General features: G+C 70.5%; 16 protein-coding genes. 9 read left to right on the forward strand and 7 right to left on the reverse strand.

Annotated features, from left to right (window positions below):
* Positions 1 to 9 precede the first annotated feature (9 nt).
* Both serB and ACZ6B8_RS31090 read right to left on the reverse strand, forming a co-directional pair.
* Positions 10 to 1251, reverse strand: coding sequence for a phosphoserine phosphatase SerB (gene serB, locus ACZ6B8_RS31085; RefSeq protein WP_471076322.1), 1242 nt, complete (start codon positions 1249 to 1251; stop codon positions 10 to 12).
* A 206-nt stretch (positions 1252 to 1457) separates the two neighbouring features.
* The gene (locus ACZ6B8_RS31090) at positions 1458 to 3230 is read right to left on the reverse strand and encodes a streptophobe family protein (protein WP_471609356.1); all 1773 of its coding nucleotides are present in this window, start codon (positions 3228 to 3230) and stop codon (positions 1458 to 1460) included.
* A gap of 341 nt (positions 3231 to 3571) precedes the next feature.
* On the opposite strand from ACZ6B8_RS31090, the gene ACZ6B8_RS31095 reads away from it, so the two are divergent.
* Positions 3572 to 6208, forward strand: a complete 2637-nt coding sequence (locus tag ACZ6B8_RS31095; protein ID WP_471076328.1) for an ABC transporter ATP-binding protein/permease — start codon at positions 3572 to 3574, stop codon at positions 6206 to 6208.
* 109 nt (positions 6209 to 6317) lie between these two features.
* On the opposite strand, the gene ACZ6B8_RS31100 is transcribed toward ACZ6B8_RS31095, so the two are convergent.
* Positions 6318 to 6989, reverse strand: a complete 672-nt coding sequence (locus ACZ6B8_RS31100) for a transglycosylase SLT domain-containing protein (RefSeq protein ID WP_471609357.1) — start codon at positions 6987 to 6989, stop codon at positions 6318 to 6320.
* A gap of 499 nt (positions 6990 to 7488) precedes the next feature.
* Between ACZ6B8_RS31100 and ACZ6B8_RS31105 the strand changes: the two genes are divergently transcribed.
* The 4 genes from ACZ6B8_RS31105 (at position 7489) to ACZ6B8_RS31120 (ending at position 10117) form a co-directional block, all read left to right on the forward strand.
* Positions 7489 to 8634 (forward strand): GAF domain-containing sensor histidine kinase, encoded by a 1146-nt coding sequence (locus ACZ6B8_RS31105; RefSeq protein ID WP_471076333.1) that lies wholly within the window; start codon positions 7489 to 7491, stop codon positions 8632 to 8634.
* Positions 8627 to 9289, forward strand: coding sequence for a response regulator (locus tag ACZ6B8_RS31110; RefSeq protein WP_471076335.1), 663 nt, complete (start codon positions 8627 to 8629; stop codon positions 9287 to 9289). Before ACZ6B8_RS31105 ends, ACZ6B8_RS31110 begins: the two co-directional genes overlap by 8 nt.
* A 159-nt stretch (positions 9290 to 9448) precedes the next feature.
* Complete coding sequence (locus ACZ6B8_RS31115) at positions 9449 to 9697, forward strand: chaplin (protein WP_362376688.1); 249 nt, start codon at positions 9449 to 9451, stop codon at positions 9695 to 9697.
* Between the two features lie 171 nt (positions 9698 to 9868).
* Complete coding sequence (locus ACZ6B8_RS31120; RefSeq protein WP_471609358.1) at positions 9869 to 10117, forward strand: chaplin; 249 nt, start codon at positions 9869 to 9871, stop codon at positions 10115 to 10117.
* 69 nt (positions 10118 to 10186) lie between these two features.
* On the opposite strand, the gene ACZ6B8_RS31125 is transcribed toward ACZ6B8_RS31120, so the two are convergent.
* On the reverse strand, positions 10187 to 10975 hold the full coding sequence (locus tag ACZ6B8_RS31125; protein WP_471076342.1) for a hypothetical protein: 789 nt from the start codon (positions 10973 to 10975) through the stop codon (positions 10187 to 10189).
* 121 nt (positions 10976 to 11096) lie between these two features.
* Here ACZ6B8_RS31125 and ACZ6B8_RS31130 point away from each other — a divergent pair, with 121 nt between their 5' ends.
* From ACZ6B8_RS31130 to ACZ6B8_RS31140, 3 genes are all read left to right on the forward strand, one after another.
* A complete protein-coding gene (locus ACZ6B8_RS31130; RefSeq protein ID WP_471076344.1) occupies positions 11097 to 11894 on the forward strand; it encodes an ABC transporter ATP-binding protein in 798 nt (265 codons plus the stop codon).
* Positions 11895 to 11951: 57 nt separating this feature from the next.
* Entirely contained in the window at positions 11952 to 12383 is a 432-nt protein-coding gene (locus ACZ6B8_RS31135) for an NfeD family protein (protein ID WP_471076347.1), read from the forward strand.
* Between the two features lie 99 nt (positions 12384 to 12482).
* On the forward strand, positions 12483 to 13421 hold the full coding sequence (locus tag ACZ6B8_RS31140) for an SPFH domain-containing protein (RefSeq protein WP_471076350.1): 939 nt from the start codon (positions 12483 to 12485) through the stop codon (positions 13419 to 13421).
* 78 nt (positions 13422 to 13499) lie between these two features.
* Here the strand turns inward: ACZ6B8_RS31140 and ACZ6B8_RS31145 are convergent, their stop codons facing one another.
* From ACZ6B8_RS31145 to ACZ6B8_RS31155, 3 genes are all read right to left on the reverse strand, one after another.
* The gene (locus tag ACZ6B8_RS31145) at positions 13500 to 14006 is read right to left on the reverse strand and encodes an HNH endonuclease (RefSeq protein ID WP_471076353.1); all 507 of its coding nucleotides are present in this window, start codon (positions 14004 to 14006) and stop codon (positions 13500 to 13502) included.
* Between the two features lie 164 nt (positions 14007 to 14170).
* A complete protein-coding gene (locus tag ACZ6B8_RS31150) occupies positions 14171 to 14710 on the reverse strand; it encodes a YbhB/YbcL family Raf kinase inhibitor-like protein (RefSeq protein ID WP_471609359.1) in 540 nt (179 codons plus the stop codon).
* Between the two features lie 48 nt (positions 14711 to 14758).
* Positions 14759 to 15541, reverse strand: coding sequence for a sporulation protein (locus ACZ6B8_RS31155; RefSeq protein WP_471076359.1), 783 nt, complete (start codon positions 15539 to 15541; stop codon positions 14759 to 14761).
* 161 nt (positions 15542 to 15702) lie between these two features.
* On the opposite strand from ACZ6B8_RS31155, the gene ACZ6B8_RS31160 reads away from it, so the two are divergent.
* A complete protein-coding gene (locus tag ACZ6B8_RS31160) occupies positions 15703 to 16344 on the forward strand; it encodes a DNA-3-methyladenine glycosylase (RefSeq protein ID WP_471609360.1) in 642 nt (213 codons plus the stop codon).
* Positions 16345 to 16730 lie beyond the last annotated feature (386 nt).

Below are 16730 nucleotides of genomic sequence, written 5' to 3' on the forward strand. Positions count from 1 at the left end.
GCCGCGCCCTCAGTCCAGGTGCATGTCCGCCGCCTCGACCTCTTCGCGGGTGATGCCGAGGAGATAGAGGACGGTGTCCAGGAAGGGGACGTTCACCGCGGTGTGCGCGGCCTCGCGGACCACGGGCTTGGCGTTGAAGGCGACCCCGAGGCCCGCCGCGTTCAGCATGTCGAGGTCGTTGGCGCCGTCGCCGATCGCGACGGTCTGCTCCAGCGGGACCCCCGCCTCCGTGGCGAAACGGCGGAGCAGCCGCGCCTTGCCCGCGCGGTCGACGATCTCGCCCGTCACCTTGCCGGTGAGCTTGCCGTCGGCAATCTCCAGGGTGTTGGCCTGGGCGAAGTCGAGGCCGAGACGTTCCTTCAGATCATCGGTGACCTGGGTGAACCCGCCCGAGACGACGCCCACTTGGTAGCCGAGGCGCTTGAGCGTACGGATCAGGGTGCGGGCGCCCGGGGTGAGCCGAACCTCGGAGCGGACCTTGTCGACGACGGACGCGTCGAGCCCCGCGAGGAGCGCCACGCGGGCGTGCAGCGACTGCTCGAAGTCCAGCTCGCCGCGCATCGCGGCCGCGGTCACCTCGGCGACCTGTGCCTCGCAGCCGGCGTGCGCGGCGAAGAGCTCGATGACCTCGTCCTGGATGAGGGTCGAGTCGACATCCATCACGACCAGCCGCTGCGCCCGGCGGTGCAGGCCCGCCGCGACGACCGCGACGTCCACGCCGAGCCTCGCGGCCTCCACGGCCAGAGCGGTGCGGAGGGTCTCGGTCTCGGTACCGGACACCGCGAACTCGACGGCGGTGACCGGGTACTTGGCGAGCCGGAAGATGCGGTCGATGTTGCCGCCGGTGTCCGTTATACGGGCGGCGATGGCGGCGGTGGACTCCGAGGTGAGGGGGTGGCCGAGGACGGTCACCAGCGACCGCCCGAGACCGCGCGGCCGGTTGTCGCCGATGCCCGAGATGATCTCGGCCTGCATCTTCATGGACTCCGCCCAACTGTGGACGGTGGCACGGAGGTCGCCCTCCAGACCGGCGGGCGGCTCGGTCACGAGCGCGCACAGCACGATCCGGCCACGGGTGACGACCTGCTCGATGTCGACGACGTCGACGGAGTAGGCGGCGAGGGTGTCGAAGAGACCGGCGGTGATACCGGGGCGGTCCTTGCCGAAGATCTTGACGAGAAGCGTCGGGACGTCGGCGGGCTGAGGGGGCTGCGAAGCACTCATGGTGATCCCTACGGTATCCGCCCCCATGACGACGGCGCCCTGCTGGTCCGCGTGGCGGACAGGGGGGGGGCGGGCGCTTTCGGCTGGTGGGGTGTTTCGGGTGGGCGGGCGGCGGGTCCGCGGGGCGGGCACTGGGGCGGCATCGCGCGGTGCGCTGCCTGCGCGGGTACCGCGCCTGGCGATGCTCCGGCCGTCGGTGCCGGTGGGCGTGGCTTCCTCGCGTTCCGGATCGCTCAGCCGCGGGGGCGTCGTGGGTTCTCCGGGGGTGGGGGTGGCGGCGGGGGAGGGGGAGGCCAGTCGCCCGTGCGGGCACGGCGGCGGTTCGGTGGGGGTACCAGCGGGCCCGCCACCGTCGGGGCCCCGGAGGCGTCCTTCGGCGGGCGCAGGTACGGGTTCGTGTCGGGGTTCGGCGGCCGGTGCGGGGTGCCCGGGCGGTACGGTCCGGCCCCGGCTGACCCGGGACCACCGGGCACGGCTCCGTAAGCCCCCTCACCAGTAGCCCCTGCCCTAGAAGGCCCCTCCCCAGAACCCCCAGCCCCAGAAGGCCCCGCCCCGCCGCCCGGCGCCACCCCGGACGGCACGTCGGACGCCCCGGGCACACCCGCCCCGGCCAAGGCTCCCGGGCCCGCCTCCGTCCCGGCCGCCCCCGCGGCCACCGCAAGCAGCGCCCCCGCCGCTCCCGCCCCGCAACCCCACGCCGCCCCGAGCAGCGCCGCGGGCACAAGCCGGCCGTGCAGCTCGACGCCCGCGCCGAACGCGTCGAAACCCAGCACGGAGAGCGACGCGTCCGCCGACACCCCGGTCAGCCAGGACAGCAGCGGTAGCCCCGCCGCCGTCGCCGCCCCGAGCCGCACCCCGCACCGCCCGGCGAGTCCGACGACGGACACCCCGCCCCGTATCCAGGGGGTCCGCACCGCCGTCAGCACCCCGGCGAACAGCATCATCACGGCCGCCGCGACCCCCAACAGCCAGACCCGGCCGTCGAGTTCGGCCAGCCTTCCGAGCGTGAGCGCCCGGTCGGAGGGCCCGGTCAGGAGGTCGTCGACCGGATCCGGCAGGAACCGCGCGAGCGCCCCCGTGGCCCGGCCGTCCCACGGCACGAAGAGCCCCACGGGAATGCCGAGCCACACCCCGTTCGGCGCTCCGAGCAGGGCCGCGCCCGCGATCCGCTGGGGGTGGTCGTCGCCGATCATCGCGTACGCCGCCGCGGCGAGCCCCGCGGCGACCGCCAGCAGCACCACCGCGACCAGCGCGGACACCGCGGGCCGCACCACCCGGTGCAGCCACGACAGAGCGGCCGGTAACGGCGTACGACGGGACGCGAGCAGCGCGATGAGTAGCACCCCCGCCGCCCAGAGCGCCCCGCCCAGCAGCGTCGGCGCGGTGTCCACCGTGAACCCGATGGACGCCTTCGCCTTCGCCAGGTCCCCGAGCCGGTCGGGCAGGAGCCCGCCGATGTCCCCGATCCCGCCCGGCAGCTTGTCGCCGATGCCGCCCGGCAGCCGGTCGACGCCCTTCTCGATCCCCTTGCCGATGCCGAGCCGCTCGCCATCGATCGTGATGAGGTCATGACCGGCCCAGGCGAGCCCCGCGAGCATCGCCACGAAGAGCGCGATCACCGCGGCGGCGCGCGCGAGGAGCTCGGCCGGCGCGATCACCGCCCCGGCCGTCCGCAGCGAGCGCAGGAAGAAGTGCGCGAGGAGCAGCGCCCCCACCAGGCCCACGCCGAGTGGCGCGATATCGATCGTCGTGGCGGTCTCGGCACCGTCGAGACCGAACGCCGAGACGTCGCCGGACGGCGTGACGGAGCCGCCCGCGCCCAGCGCGACGGTCGCCGCCGTCATCGGCCCGAGGGAACCCACCGCGTCGGCGCCGAGCAGATGCAGCCCGAGCGCGGCCGTCCCGGCCATGCCGACGAGTGCCCAACTCACCGCGGCGATCGCGGAGAGCAGCACATCACCCCACCGCACGCCCCGACCTTCACTTTTGTGCTCGCCGGCCGTCATGAGGACCCCCCGAACCGCAGTGCGCCGCCCCATCATCACCGCGCAGGCGTCCCATGCGTTTCCCACAACTCATACGCCTAAAAGGGGCGATGAGCGCCATGAGCGCGATGGGCGAAATGCGCCCAATGCGCATGATCCGTATGCACTGATGGGTGCTTACCACTCTCCGGGGCGATATCTGCCCCGTCAACGGGGCAACCCTTCACGCCCGTACGCAGTCTTCACAAGGCCCGACTTTCGGTCAGAGCCCTCCGCCTGAAATAGTTCCTCCCGATGTTCGACATCCCTAGACTCCCCATTGATGGGGGCTAGCTCGGGGGACAACTCACGTGGGGCATGGAGTGCCGGAACTCGTACTGGAATTGAATGGCAGGACCTGGACGCTGGACGCGTCCAGGCCGTACACCCTCGGACGTGATCCGCAGGGAGATATCTCGCTCGACGACGCCAGGGTCTCCTGGCGGCACGCGACGATCAGCTGGAGCGGGCGCAGTTGGGTCATCGAGGACCACGGCAGCACCAACGGCACCTTCGTGCAGGGGCAGCGCGTCCACCAGATGGAGATCGGCCCGGGCACGGCCGTCCACCTCGGCAACGCGACCGACGGCCCCCTGGTGAACGTATCCGGCAGCGCAGCCGCCGTCTCCGCGCCGCAGCACGCCCAGCAGCAGGCCGCGCCGCAGCACGCGCCCCAGCAGCACCAGCAGCAGGGGGCGGCCGGCTGGGTCGGCCAGACCCCCCAGCACCAGCAGGCCCCTCAGCAGCACGCCCCCCAGCAGCAGGCCCCGTACCAGGCGCCGCAGCAGGGCTGGCCGCAACAGCAGGCACCGCAGCACCAGGCGCCGCAACACCAGCCACACCAGCAGCACCAGTCGCACGTGCCGCAGCAGCAGGGCGGTCCGTCCGAGAGCTACGCACAGAAGACACCGGGTTCCGGCGGCGCTGCGGGGGCCCCGCCGGTCTACGGTGACCGCAGCCCGACCACGTTCCACCAGCTGGCACTCGGCCGCAAGATGCGCATCGGCCGCGCCCTGGAGAACGAGCTCGTCGTCTCCGACCTGCAGGTCTCGCGCCACCACGCCGAGTTCACGGCGACGCCGGACGGCCGCTTCGAGCTCCACGACCTCGGTTCGCACAACGGCACGTACGTCAACGGCCAGCCGATCGCGAAGTCCTCGACGGTCACCATCGGCCCGAACGACATCGTCGGCGTCGGCCACTCGACCTTCCGCATCGTCGGCGGACAGCTCGAGGAGTTCGTCGACACCGGTGACGTCTCCTTCTCGGCCCGCCACCTCACGGTCACCGTCGACGGCGGCAAGCAGATCCTCAAGGACGTCTCCTTCGGCGTCCCGGAGAAGTCGCTCATCGCGGTCATCGGACCCTCGGGTTCCGGCAAGTCCACCCTGCTCAAGGCGCTCACCGGCTACCGGCCCGCCAACCAGGGCGACGTCCTGTACGACAACAGGAACCTGTACAAGCAGTTCGCCGAGCTCCGCCAGCGCATCGGTCTGGTCCCGCAGGACGACATCCTGCACAAGGAGCTGACCGTCAAGAAGGCCCTCAAGTACGCGGCCAAGCTGCGCTTCCCCGCCGACACCACGGAGGCCGAGCGCGAGTCCCGCATCGACGAGGTGCTGCGCGAGCTCAAGCTGGACATCCACAAGGAGAAGAAGGTCACCTCCCTCTCCGGTGGCCAGCGCAAGCGTGTGTCGGTCGCCCTGGAGCTGCTGACCAAGCCCTCGCTGATCTTCCTGGACGAGCCGACCTCCGGCCTCGACCCGGGCATGGACCGCGACGTCATGCAGCTGCTGCGCGGCCTCGCCGACGACGGCCGCACGGTCCTCGTCGTCACGCACTCGGTCGCCGAGCTGGCGATCTGCGACAAGCTCCTGGTGATGGCGCCGGGCGGTTCGGTGGCGTACTTCGGCCCGCCGGAGGAAGCCCTCAACTTCTTCGGCTACAGCACCTGGGCCGACGTCTTCTCCGCCTTCGAGAACTACCGCGACTACGACTGGGCGGGCCGCTGGAAGGGCTCGCAGCACTACCAGATGTACGCCGCGGACATCGACGCCGTCGCCGCGCAGTCCGTACCGATGCCGCCGCCCCAGGCGGTGAAGCCGCCGAAGCCGCAGGGCTGGGGCTCGCAGCTGTGGACCCTGATCCGCCGCTACACCTCGGTGATCGCCTCCGACAAGGGCTTCATGGGCCTGATGGTGATCCTGCCCGCGGTCCTCGGCATCGTCAGCGTCGTGATCCCCGCCGACTTCGGCCTCGCGCCGCCGAAACCGCCGGTCAAGTTCAACGGCGACGCCGGCACCATCATGCTGATCCTCGCGGTCGGCATGTGCTTCTCGGGCGCCGCCAACTCCGTACGCGAACTGATCAAGGAACGGGTCATCTACGAACGGGAACGGGCCACCGGCCTCTCCCGCTCGGCCTACCTGATGTCCAAGGTCATCGTCCTCGGCGTCATCACGGCCATCCAGGGCGTCATCATCTGCGGCATCGGCTTCGCCCCGCGCGAGCTGCCCGCAGAGGGCCTGATCATGCCGCCGGCCGCGGAGATCTGCCTGACGATCATCGCCCTCGGCTTCACCTCGATGATGTTCGGCCTGGTCATCTCCTCGCTGGTGAAGACCGCCGAGAAGACCATGCCGCTGCTGGTGATGTTCGCGATCGTCCAGGTCGTCTTCACCGGCGTCCTCTTCCAGGTGTACGGCTCGCCGGGCCTGGAGCAGTTCGCCTGGCTGATGCCGTCCCGCTGGGCCATCGCCGGTGCCGGCTCCACGCTCGACCTCGCGCACCTGATGCCGCCGTGGGACCCGAAGAAGCCGGGCGACCTCGACCCGCTGTGGGAGCACTCGGCGACCCAGTGGGGCATCAACATCACGGTGCTGCTCGTGCTCGGCATCATCTGCGGCCTCGCGGTCGCGCGCCTGCTGCGCCGCCACGAGCCGGAGGTCATGCGCAAGTGACCCGCTGACGGCACACGACAAGGGCGGCACCCCGCGCGGGGTGCCGCCCTTCGGCGTCCATGGGCCTCAGCTTCGGCTGAAGAGGTCCCGTTGATCAGGCGATCAAGGCTCAGTAGGCGCTGTTCACGTTGTCCATCGACCCGTAGCGGTCGGCGGCGTAGTTGGCCGCGGCCGTGATGTTGGCGACCGGGTCGTAGATGTTCGTGGACGTGCCCTCGACGTGGTAGGCGTCGAACGTCGGCTTGATGACCTGGAGCAGACCGATCGACGGGGTGCCGTTGATGGCGTTGATGTCCCAGCCGTTCACGGCCTGCGGGTTGCCCGCGGACTCACGGATGATGTTGCGGTGCAGGCCCTCGTAGGAACCGGGGATGCCCTTGGACTTCATGATGTCCAGGGACTGGCGGATCCAGCCGTCGAGGTTGTTGCCGTAGACGGGCTTGCGGGCGGCGGCGCGGCTGGCGGCCTCCTTGGCCTTGCGCTCGTCCTCGGCCTTCTTCTTCGCGGCGGCCTCGTCGGCCGCCTTCTTCGCGTCCTTGGCCTGCTTGTCGGCGTTGGACTGCTGCTTGGCGACGCCGGCGTGCACCGCCTGCCGGGCGTCGGTCGACGCGGCGAACGCCACGGGGGAGACGTCGGTGGCCTGGGTCGAGGCCTCGGAGCTGCCCGGCACGAGGGAGAACGCGAGGGCAGCGGCGCCGAGCGTGGCGACACCGGCGATCGAGAACTTCTGGGCCTTGGTCACGGGGGCGTGACTGAGACCAGACAGGTGGTGCTTGGACATGCGAGTGGGACCTCTTCGAATAGCGGAGGTCGCTCTGGTCCGGAGGGGACAGGTTCTTCGTTCCGGCACAAACGCCGCGGTGGTCAGTTCCGCGGCGCCGAGCGACGGGAGCAATTCTTAGCGGGCGCAAAATTCTGAGGCAAAGCTGTGACGTACGATGCCGGGTAGTGGATCAGGGGGGTGGTGCAGGCCCCCAGCAGGGTCGGACAGCCCGTACATAAAGGAAATCCTTCTCCACTAGGGGGCTTCGTACGTGACGTGGGTCCTATGTGCGGGCTCACATCGGTCCCGTAACAGTCTCACCGAGAGTTGCCGAAGCAACGCTCTCCGTGATGGCTCAGCGTGTCGCCTGGCGCCGCCTCGCGCCGCCTCGCGCACCGCTTTCCGCGCCGTCCCGCCCGGCCGCGCGGCCGGGACCATCGGCCTAGGCCTCGGGGCGTAGAGGGCGGCCTCCACAGGTCGGATACGCGCCGTCACACCCCGCCGGTACGGTGTGACCATGAGTCAAGGACCCCGATCCGGCCTGACCGCGGTGAGCTCCGCGCTCCTCGCCATGAGCAGGCACCTGGAGGTGCGCGACGTCCTCAAGACGATCGTCGCCTCCGCCCGCGAGCTGCTCGACGCCGAGTACGCCGCGCTCGGGGTCCCCGACGACCACGGGGGCTTCGCCCAGTTCGTCGTCGACGGCGTCAGCGAGGACCAGTGGAAGGCCATCGGCCCGCTGCCCCGGCAGCACGGCATCCTCGCCTCGATGCTCCAGAAGGGCGAGACCGTCCGCCTCGGCGACGTGCGGGAGGACCCGCGCTTCGGCGGCTGGCCCTCCGCCCACCCGGAGATGTCGGACTTCCTCGGCGTGCCCATCCACTCCGACGGCGAGACGCTCGGCGCGCTCTTCCTCGCCAACAAGAACTGCCCCAAACCACAAGGCGGTTGCGGCTTCACCGAGGACGACGCCGAGCTCCTCTCCATCCTCGCCCAGCACGCCGCCATCGCCCTGACCAACGCCCGGCTGTACGAGCGCAGTCGCGAGCTGACCATCGCCGAGGAGCGCTCGCGCCTCGCCCACGAACTGCACGACGCCGTCAGCCAGAAGCTCTTCTCGCTGCGCCTGACGGCACAGGCCGCCACCGCCCTGGTGGACCGCGACCCGTCCCGGGCCAAGGGCGAACTGCAGCAGGTGGCGGTGCTCGCCGCCGAGGCGGCGGACGAACTGCGCGCCGCCGTCGTGGAGTTGCGCCCCGCCGCCCTCGACGAGGACGGCCTGGTCGCCACGTTGCGCACCCACATCCAGGTGCTGCACCGCGCGCACTCCGCACAGGTCACCTTCGAGAGCAACGGCGTGCGGGCGCTGCCGGCCTCGCAGGAGGAGGCCATGCTGCGGGTCGCCCAGGAGGCCCTGCACAACGCCCTGCGTCACTCCGGCGCGGAGCGCGTCGCCGTGACGCTGGACAAGCGGGACGCCGGAGCCGTGCTGCGCGTCGCCGACGACGGCCGCGGCTTCGACCCCAAGGGCGTACGGAGCGCGGGACGGCATCTGGGCCTGGTCTCCATGCGGGACCGCGCGAGCGGGGTCGGCGGACGGCTGACCGTGGAATCGGAGCCCGGCAAGGGCACCACGATCGAGATGGAGGTTCCCGGTGGCTGACGCCGTGCTCACCACGCGAACAGGGATCCGTGTGCTGCTGGTCGACGACCACCAGGTGGTCCGCCGCGGATTGCGCACGTTCCTGGAGATCCAGGAGGACATCGACGTCGTCGGCGAGGCGTCCGACGGCGCCGAAGGCGTCGCGCGGGCCGAGGAGTTGAAGCCGGACGTCGTCCTGATGGACGTCAAGATGCCCGGCATGGACGGCGTCGAGGCCCTGCGCAAGCTCCGCGAGCTGGCCAACCCCGCGCGCGTCCTCATCGTCACCAGCTTCACCGAGCAGCGCACGGTCGTCCCGGCCCTGCGCGCCGGCGCCGCAGGGTACGTGTACAAGGACGTCGACCCCGACGCCCTCGCGGGCGCCATCCGCTCCGTGCACGCCGGGCACGTCCTGCTCCAGCCGGAGGTCGCGGGAGCCCTGCTGTCCCAGGAGGAGGTGGGCGCGGGCCAGGGCCGCGGCGGCTCGCTCACCGAGCGCGAGCGCGAGGTCCTCGGCCTCATCGCCGACGGCCGGTCGAACCGCGAGATCGCCCGCGCCCTCGTCCTCTCCGAGAAGACCGTCAAGACCCACGTCTCGAACATCCTGATGAAGCTGGACCTCGCCGACCGCACCCAGGCCGCGCTCTGGGCCGTGCGCCACGGGGTGGCCGGCTGACTCGGCCGCCGCCCCCGTCTTCCCGCTGTCGTCATCCAGGCTGAGATTCATACCGTCGTGTAGATGTCCCCCACTTGGCGTATCCATCGCGGCGCCGGGGCGTTCTCCAGTGCGTGCTGCGGCGATCGATCGCAGCCAGTGCTCAGGAGGAAGACAGAAGTGAAGAACCTGAAGAAGGCAGCCGCCGTCACGATGGTCGCCGGTGGTCTGGTCGCGGCCGGCGCCGGCATGGCCTCCGCCACCCACGGCGGCGCGCACGCCGACGGTGCCGCCACGCACTCGCCCGGTGTCGTCTCCGGCAACCTGATCCAGGCCCCGGTGCACATCCCGGTGAACGCCTGCGGCAACACCGTCACCGTCATCGGCGCCCTGAACCCGGCCTTCGGGAACGTCTGCGCGAACGTCTGATCGCACCCAGCGATCCACCGGCCGCGTCCGCGACGACGCACGCGACCGGTCACGCGGCCGGCCCCGCGACACATCGACGGCAGGGCCGGCCCGTTCTCCGCACCCCAGCGCGCCGCGCACTCGTCCGGCCCCGTCACCCGGGGCCGCCATGTCTGCAGGAGGAGCACTCCCATGAACAGCATCGCCAAGAAGGCCGCCGTGGCCGTCGTCGCCGCCGGACTCGCCGCGGGCGCCTCCGCCGGCGTCGCGTCCGCCACCTCCGACGCCCAGGCCAACGGCGCCGCCACCAAGTCGCCCGGCGTCGGCTCCGGCAACCTCGTCCAGGTGCCGGTGCACGTCCCGGTCAACATCACCGGCAACAGCGTGAACGTCGTCGGCCTGCTGAACCCGGCCTTCGGCAACGCGACCGTGAACCACTGACCCACCGGTTCCGCCCCCGGGCCCCGCGGACCCCTGTCCCGCGGGGCCCGGAGTCGTCCCCGACCCCCTTCAGCTCCCGCCGCGCTCCCGCTCCTCCACATACGCGTTGTACGCGGCCACCTGCGCCCGGCGCGCGGTCCGCTCCACGGGGCGCAGGGCCTCCACCCGGGCGGCCATCTCCGACGCGCTCACCGCCCCGCCGTGCCCGTTCTCATACGCGAGGGAGATCAGCAGCCCGACCCGCTGCGCCAGCTCCAACACCCGTACCGCACGCGGCGGATAGCCCGGGGCGAGCACCTCGCGCCCGCGCTCGGCCCGCGCCCGGTACGCGTCGAGCGCCGCCTCCGCGACCGGCCCGGACCCCGCGACATCGAGCCGGGACAGCACCTGTGTCGCCTCCCGCAGCGCCTCCGCGAGCTCCCGCTCCGACTCGCCGAGCGAGGGCACATCGGCGGGCGGCGCCTCCCGCACCGGCAGACAGTGCCAGACGACCTCCACGTGCACATCGCCCTCCGGCCCCGCCTCGTACACCTCCGGCACGAGCCCGTACGGCGCGCCGAACCCGACGACCGCCTCCTCCGCCTCCAGGGCGCGGGCGTTGAACTCCGGCGGACCGCTCAGACCGAGCGGATGCCCCGGCGCGGGCAGCGCCACCCGCAGACCGGTCACCCCCAGCGAGCGCAGCCGCCCCATGGCGAGCGTGAGCCCGACCGGGCCCGACTCGCCGGGAAGTCCTTCGACCCGGTGCACCGCGTCCTCGCCGACCATCGCGAGCACCGCGTCATCCGGAGAAACAAGTCCGGCCAAAAGGGCGTTTCCCCATGCGGCCAGACGTCCTGAGCGTGGTTCCGAGAGCATGCACACAGCCTAAGGACCGGCCTCGCGACAGGAACGCCCGACCGGTGGCGTAGGTTTTATCCGGGGGCCGCGTCCACCGACGCGAGCGACGACCGAGACTGCAATGGGAGACAGCGCGCTCATGAGCGATGTACTGGAGCTTGAGGACGTATCTGTGGTCCGCGAGGGCCGGGCTCTGGTGGACCAGGTCTCCTGGTCGGTGAAGGAGGGCGAGCGCTGGGTCATCCTCGGCCCGAACGGCGCGGGCAAGACCACCCTCCTCAACCTCGCCTCCAGCTACCTCTTCCCGAGCACCGGCGCCGCCACCATCCTCGGCGAGACCCTCGGCAGGCCCGGCACCGACGTCTTCGAACTGCGCCCGCGCATCGGCGTCGCCGGCATCGCGATGGCCGACAAGCTCCCCAAGCGCCAGACCGTCCTCCAGACCGTCCTCACCGCGGCGTACGGCATGACCGCCGGCTGGCACGAGGACTACGAGGACGTCGACGAGCAGCGCGCCCGCGCCTTCCTCGACCGCCTCGGCATGAGCGACTACCTGGACCGCAGGTTCGGCACCCTCTCCGAGGGCGAGCGCAAGCGCACCCTGATCGCCCGCGCCCTCATGACCGACCCCGAGCTGCTGCTCCTCGACGAGCCCGCCGCCGGCCTCGACCTCGGCGGCCGCGAGGACCTCGTCCGCCGCCTCGGACGCCTCGCCCGCGACCCGATCGCCCCGTCGATGATCATGGTCACCCACCACGTCGAGGAGATCGCCCCCGGTTTCACGCACGTCCTCATGATCCGTCAGGGCAAGGTCCTCGCCGCGGGCCCGCTGGAGCTGGAACTGACCTCCCGCAACCTCTCCCTCTGCTTCGGCCTCCCGCTCGTCGTCGACCAGAAGAACGACCGCTGGACCGCGACGGGCCTCCCGCTGAGCTAACCGATTAACTGATCGGCGCCCTGTCCCGCGGGGGACCGGCGGTCCTACCATGGCGGTGTGGACATCGACGCATGGGTGTGGTGGCTGATCGGTGCCGCCGCGCTCGGAATCCCGCTCGTACTGACCGCGATGCCCGAGTTCGGCATGCTGGCCGTGGGAGCCGTCGCGGCCTCGGTGACCGCCGGCTTCTTCGGCGGCGGCACGGTGCTGCAGGTCGTGGTCTTCGCCGCGGTCTCGGTCGCCCTCATCGGAGTCGTACGACCGGTCGCGGCCCGGCACCGCACCCAGCGCCCCGAACTGGCCACCGGCGTCGACGCGTTGAAGGGCAGATCCGCCGTCGTCGTGGAGCGGGTCGACGGCTCGGGCGGCCGCATCAAGCTGGCGGGCGAGATCTGGTCGGCCCGCGCGCTCGACACCGACCAGGCCTACGAGGCGGGCCAGGCGGTGGACGTCGTCGAGATCGACGGAGCGACGGCCGTCGTCATGTGAATGCCCCACGAGCGGTACGACGTTCTGACAGACTCGAACAGCAAGATCTTTGAGATCCCGCGGACAACTTCCGAGTCATGAAGGGTACGGGGAGCCACGATGGAACCCATCATCATCGTCCTGATCATCCTGGTGGTGCTGGTCTTCATCGCCCTGATCAAAACGATCCAGGTCATCCCACAGGCCAGCGCGGCCATCGTCGAGCGCTTCGGCCGCTACACACGGACGCTCAACGCGGGACTCAACATCGTCGTCCCGTTCATCGACTCGATCCGCAACCGCATCGACCTCCGTGAACAGGTCGTCCCCTTCCCGCCCCAGCCGGTGATCACCCAGGACAACCTCGTGGTGAACATCGACACCGTCATCTACTACCAGGTGACCGACGCCCGCGCCGCGACGTACGAAGTGGCCAGCTACATCCAGGCGATCGAGCAGCTCACCGTCACCACGCTGCGCAACATCATCGGCGGCATGGACCTGGAGCGGACCCTGACCTCCCGCGAGGAGATCAACGCGGCCCTGCGCGGCGTCCTCGACGAGGCCACCGGCAAGTGGGGCATCCGCGTCAACCGCGTCGAGCTGAAGGCGATCGAGCCGCCGACCTCCATCCAGGACTCGATGGAGAAGCAGATGCGCGCCGACCGTGACAAGCGCGCCGCGATCCTCCAGGCCGAAGGTGTCCGGCAGTCGGAGATCCTCCGCGCCGAAGGTGAGAAGCAGTCCGCGATCCTGCGCGCCGAAGGTGAGGCCAAGGCCGCCGCCCTGCGCGCCGAGGGCGAGGCCCAGGCGATCCGCACGGTCTTCGAGTCCATCCACGCGGGCGACCCGGACCAGAAGCTCCTCTCCTACCAGTACCTCCAGATGCTGCCGAAGATCGCCGAGGGCGACGCGAACAAGCTCTGGATCGTCCCCAGCGAGATCGGCGACGCGCTCAAGGGCCTGGGCGGCGCGCTCGGCAACTTCGGCCCCATGGGCGGCGGTTCGGGCAGCGGCCCCTCCGGCAAGGAGCGCCGCGAGCAGCCGACGATCGACTGAGGAGAACCCGAGGGCCCGCGCCCCTTCGGGGGCGCGGGGAACTGCGCGACCAGCCCAGGACGACCTGCGGCGAAGGCACTATGCGGCAGGCTGCGCCAGCCATTCCGGCAACGAGGCCAACTCATCCCGCCCGAGCGCCAGGAGCATCGCATCCGCGGGCGTCGGCTCGAACGGCTGCCGCAGCAACGGCATCCCGGCCTCCTCCGGCGTCCGGTTCGCCTTGCGGTGATTGTCCAGGGCGCACGACGCCACCGTGTTCAGCCAGGAGTCCGCGCCGCCCTGCGAGCGCGGCACCACGTGGTCCACCGTCGTCGCCCGCCGGCCGCAGTACGCGCACCGGTGCCCGTCCCGCACCAGCACACCCCGCCTCGACCACGGAGCCTGTCTTCGGAACGGCACCCGGACGTATCTGCAGAGCCTGATCACCCGCGGTACGGGGATGTCGATCGCGGCGGCGCGCACCCGGAGCCCGGGGTGGGCGTGCTCGACGACGGCCTTGTCCTGGAGCACCAGAACGACGGCCCGGTTGAGCGACACCGTCGAGAGCGGCTCGAAGCTCGCGTTCAGCACCAGCGTGTCCCGCATCAACCTGCCCACCTCCCGTATGCACCGGCCCACCGCCTGGCGGGCTGGGATCAACTCTGGCCGGGCACGCCGAGATGGACAACGCAATAAAAAATGCCCGTCCCTGATCACTTCCATGACCAGGGACGGGCAAACAATCGGTGAACGGTCAGTTCACGTCCCGCTCAGTTCTCCGCGGGAGCGGCGTACTCGGCGATCACCTGCGCACGCGCGAGCGTGTGGAACCGGAGGTTGAAGCCGACGAACGCGGGAGCGGCGTCGGAGTCGGGGCCCAGCTTCTCCCGGTCCACCGCGTACACCGTGAACACATAGCGGTGCGCACGGTCGCCGGGCGGCGGCGCCGCACCACCGAAGTCCTTCGTCCCGAAGTCGTTGCGCACCTGCACCGCGCCCTCGGGCAGCCCCTCGGACTTCCCGCTGCCCGCCCCGACCGGCAGCTCGGTCACCGAGACCGGGATGTCGAAGACGGTCCAGTGCCAGAACCCGCTGCCCGTCGGGGCGTCCGGGTCGAAGCACGTCACGGCGAAGCTCTTGGTCTCCGGCGGAAAGCCCTCCCACCGCAGCTGCGGCGAGGTGTTCCCGGCCGCGTAGACCTGAGCGTCCTTCAGGACCGCACCCGGCTCGAAGTCGTCGCTCACGACCGTGAACGACGGCACGGACGGATGGAAGTCATGGGGAAGCGGCGGCCTCTTGAGCTCGGTCACGTCGGCACCTCCTGGTTGATTGCTGGTCCTCGCTGTTCGTCTCCGAGCCTAGAACCAGTTGCGCTTGCTGCCGACCTGCGACAGCCACTCGTTGAGGTACGCGGCCCAGTCCGTGCCCTGGAAGTCGTTCAGCCCCACCTTGAACGAGCGGAACGAGTCGCTGCCCTCGCTGAACAGACCCGGCTTCTTGTCCATCTCCAGGACGACGTCCATCTCGCGGTCGTCCGCGACGAAGCTCAGCTCGACCTGGTTGAGCCCGCGGTACTGCTGCGGCGGGAAGAACTCGATCTCCTGGTAGAACGGCAGCTTCTGCCGCGTACCGCGGATGTGACCGCGCTCCATGTCCGCGCTCTTGAAGCGGAAGCCCAGCTGGATGAAGGCGTCCAGGATGGCCTGCTGCGCCGGCAGCGGGTGCACGTTGATCGGGTCGAGGTCGCCCGAGTCCACCGCGCGCGCGATCTCCAGCTCGGTGGTCACGCCGATGTTCATGCCGCGCAGCTGTTGCCCGTCGATGCTCGTGACCGGCGTCTCCCAGGGGATCTCCAGGCTGAACGGCACCGCGTGCACCTGGCCGGACTGCAGCGTGAACGCGCCGCCGAGCCGCACCTTGGTGAACTCGATGTCCTGCTTGGTCTCCTGGTCGTTCCCCTCGACCTCCACGCGCGCCTGCAGTCCGACGGAGAGCCCCTCGATCTGCTGGTCCACCGACCCGCCCTGGATCCGCACCTCACCCTGGACCACACCGCCCGGGACGACGTTCACCTCGGTCAGCACGGTCTCGACCGAGGCGCCGCCGGCACCCAGACTCGCGAGCAGCTTCTTGAACCCCATGACTCTCCTCCCCAGGCCGCCGCCTGTGGTTCGTCTCGACGTGAATCTTCGATCGGTACAAACGCGAGGGGACCGCGCCCGGTTCCGCCCCGTCACCCTCACAAGCGGGCGCCCCGGAGGCCACCCGCGTTCGCGGACCACCTGTACTACGCTCGTACGGCATGATCGTGGCCCCTGACCGTACGCCCCTGACCCGTGACTTCTTCGACCGCCCTGTCCTGGAGGTCGCCCCGGACCTGCTCGGCAGGATCCTCGTGCGCGACTCGCCTGAGGGCCCGATCGAAGTCCGCCTGACAGAGGTCGAGGCGTACGCGGGTGAGGTGGACCCCGGCTCCCACGCGTACCGCGGCCGCACCGCGCGCAACAGAGTGATGTTCGGACCGGGCGGACACATGTACGTCTACTTCACCTACGGCATGTGGCACTGCATGAACCTGGTCTGCGGCCCCGACGGCAAGGCCGGCGCGGTGCTGCTGCGCGCGGGGGAGGTCACGGTGGGCGCGGACCTGGCCCGCACCCGACGACTCTCGGCCCGCAACGACAGGGAACTGGCCAAAGGCCCGGCCCGTCTCGCCACCGCCCTCGACGTGGACCGCCGGCTCGACGGCAGCGACGTCTGCGGCGACCCGGACTCCCCGTTCACGGTGCTTACGGGCTCGGTCACCCCTCCCGACCAGGTGAGGAGCGGACCGCGCACCGGAGTGGCGGGGGAGGGCGGCGTCCACCCGTGGCGCTTCTGGACGGCCAACGACCCTACGGTGAGCCCTTATCGGGCCCATACGCCCCGGCGCCGACGAACTTGACGCGCCCTGGGGGCATCCGTAATGTAGTCCGAGCCGTTGAGCCGGGTACGACAATCTGTCGGAAGCCGGAAGCGGCCAACCACTACCTAACGACTTCCCCTCGGCGGGGTCCTATTCGGCGTGCCCGCATGCCTGAATTCGAACTCGCGGAACTCGATTATGAGTTGCGGAGGGAATCCGCTAACGTAGTGAACACGCCGAAAGGCAAAGGCCCTCCAACGGCCACCGGAAATGAAATCCGAACCGGAAACGGAACGGAAAGCGGATCTGGTAGGGTTGGAAACACGAAATACCGAAGGGAAGCGCCCGGAGGAAAGCCCGAGAGGGTGAGTACAAAGGAAGCGTCCGTTCCTTGAGAACTCAACAGCGTGCCAAAAGTCAACGCC

The organism is Streptomyces sp. NPDC041122, from assembly GCF_055592445.1.

Excerpts from the sequence above, each read along its gene's own strand:
- ACZ6B8_RS31160 (WP_471609360.1), top strand. The coding sequence starts at position 15,703 with ATGATCGTGGCCCCTGACCGTACGCCCCTGACCCGTGACTTCTTCGAC.
- ACZ6B8_RS31155 (WP_471076359.1), bottom strand. The coding sequence starts at position 15,541 with ATGGGGTTCAAGAAGCTGCTCGCGAGTCTGGGTGCCGGCGGCGCCTCG.
- ACZ6B8_RS31125 (WP_471076342.1), bottom strand. The coding sequence starts at position 10,975 with ATGCTCTCGGAACCACGCTCAGGACGTCTGGCCGCATGGGGAAACGCC.
- ACZ6B8_RS31130 (WP_471076344.1), top strand. The coding sequence starts at position 11,097 with ATGAGCGATGTACTGGAGCTTGAGGACGTATCTGTGGTCCGCGAGGGC.
- ACZ6B8_RS31100 (WP_471609357.1), bottom strand. The coding sequence starts at position 6,989 with ATGTCCAAGCACCACCTGTCTGGTCTCAGTCACGCCCCCGTGACCAAG.
- ACZ6B8_RS31120 (WP_471609358.1), top strand. The coding sequence starts at position 9,869 with ATGAACAGCATCGCCAAGAAGGCCGCCGTGGCCGTCGTCGCCGCCGGA.
- ACZ6B8_RS31140 (WP_471076350.1), top strand. The coding sequence starts at position 12,483 with ATGGAACCCATCATCATCGTCCTGATCATCCTGGTGGTGCTGGTCTTC.
- ACZ6B8_RS31105 (WP_471076333.1), top strand. The coding sequence starts at position 7,489 with ATGAGTCAAGGACCCCGATCCGGCCTGACCGCGGTGAGCTCCGCGCTC.
- serB (WP_471076322.1), bottom strand. The coding sequence starts at position 1,251 with ATGGGGGCGGATACCGTAGGGATCACCATGAGTGCTTCGCAGCCCCCT.
- ACZ6B8_RS31145 (WP_471076353.1), bottom strand. The coding sequence starts at position 14,006 with ATGCGGGACACGCTGGTGCTGAACGCGAGCTTCGAGCCGCTCTCGACG.
- ACZ6B8_RS31090 (WP_471609356.1), bottom strand. The coding sequence starts at position 3,230 with ATGACGGCCGGCGAGCACAAAAGTGAAGGTCGGGGCGTGCGGTGGGGT.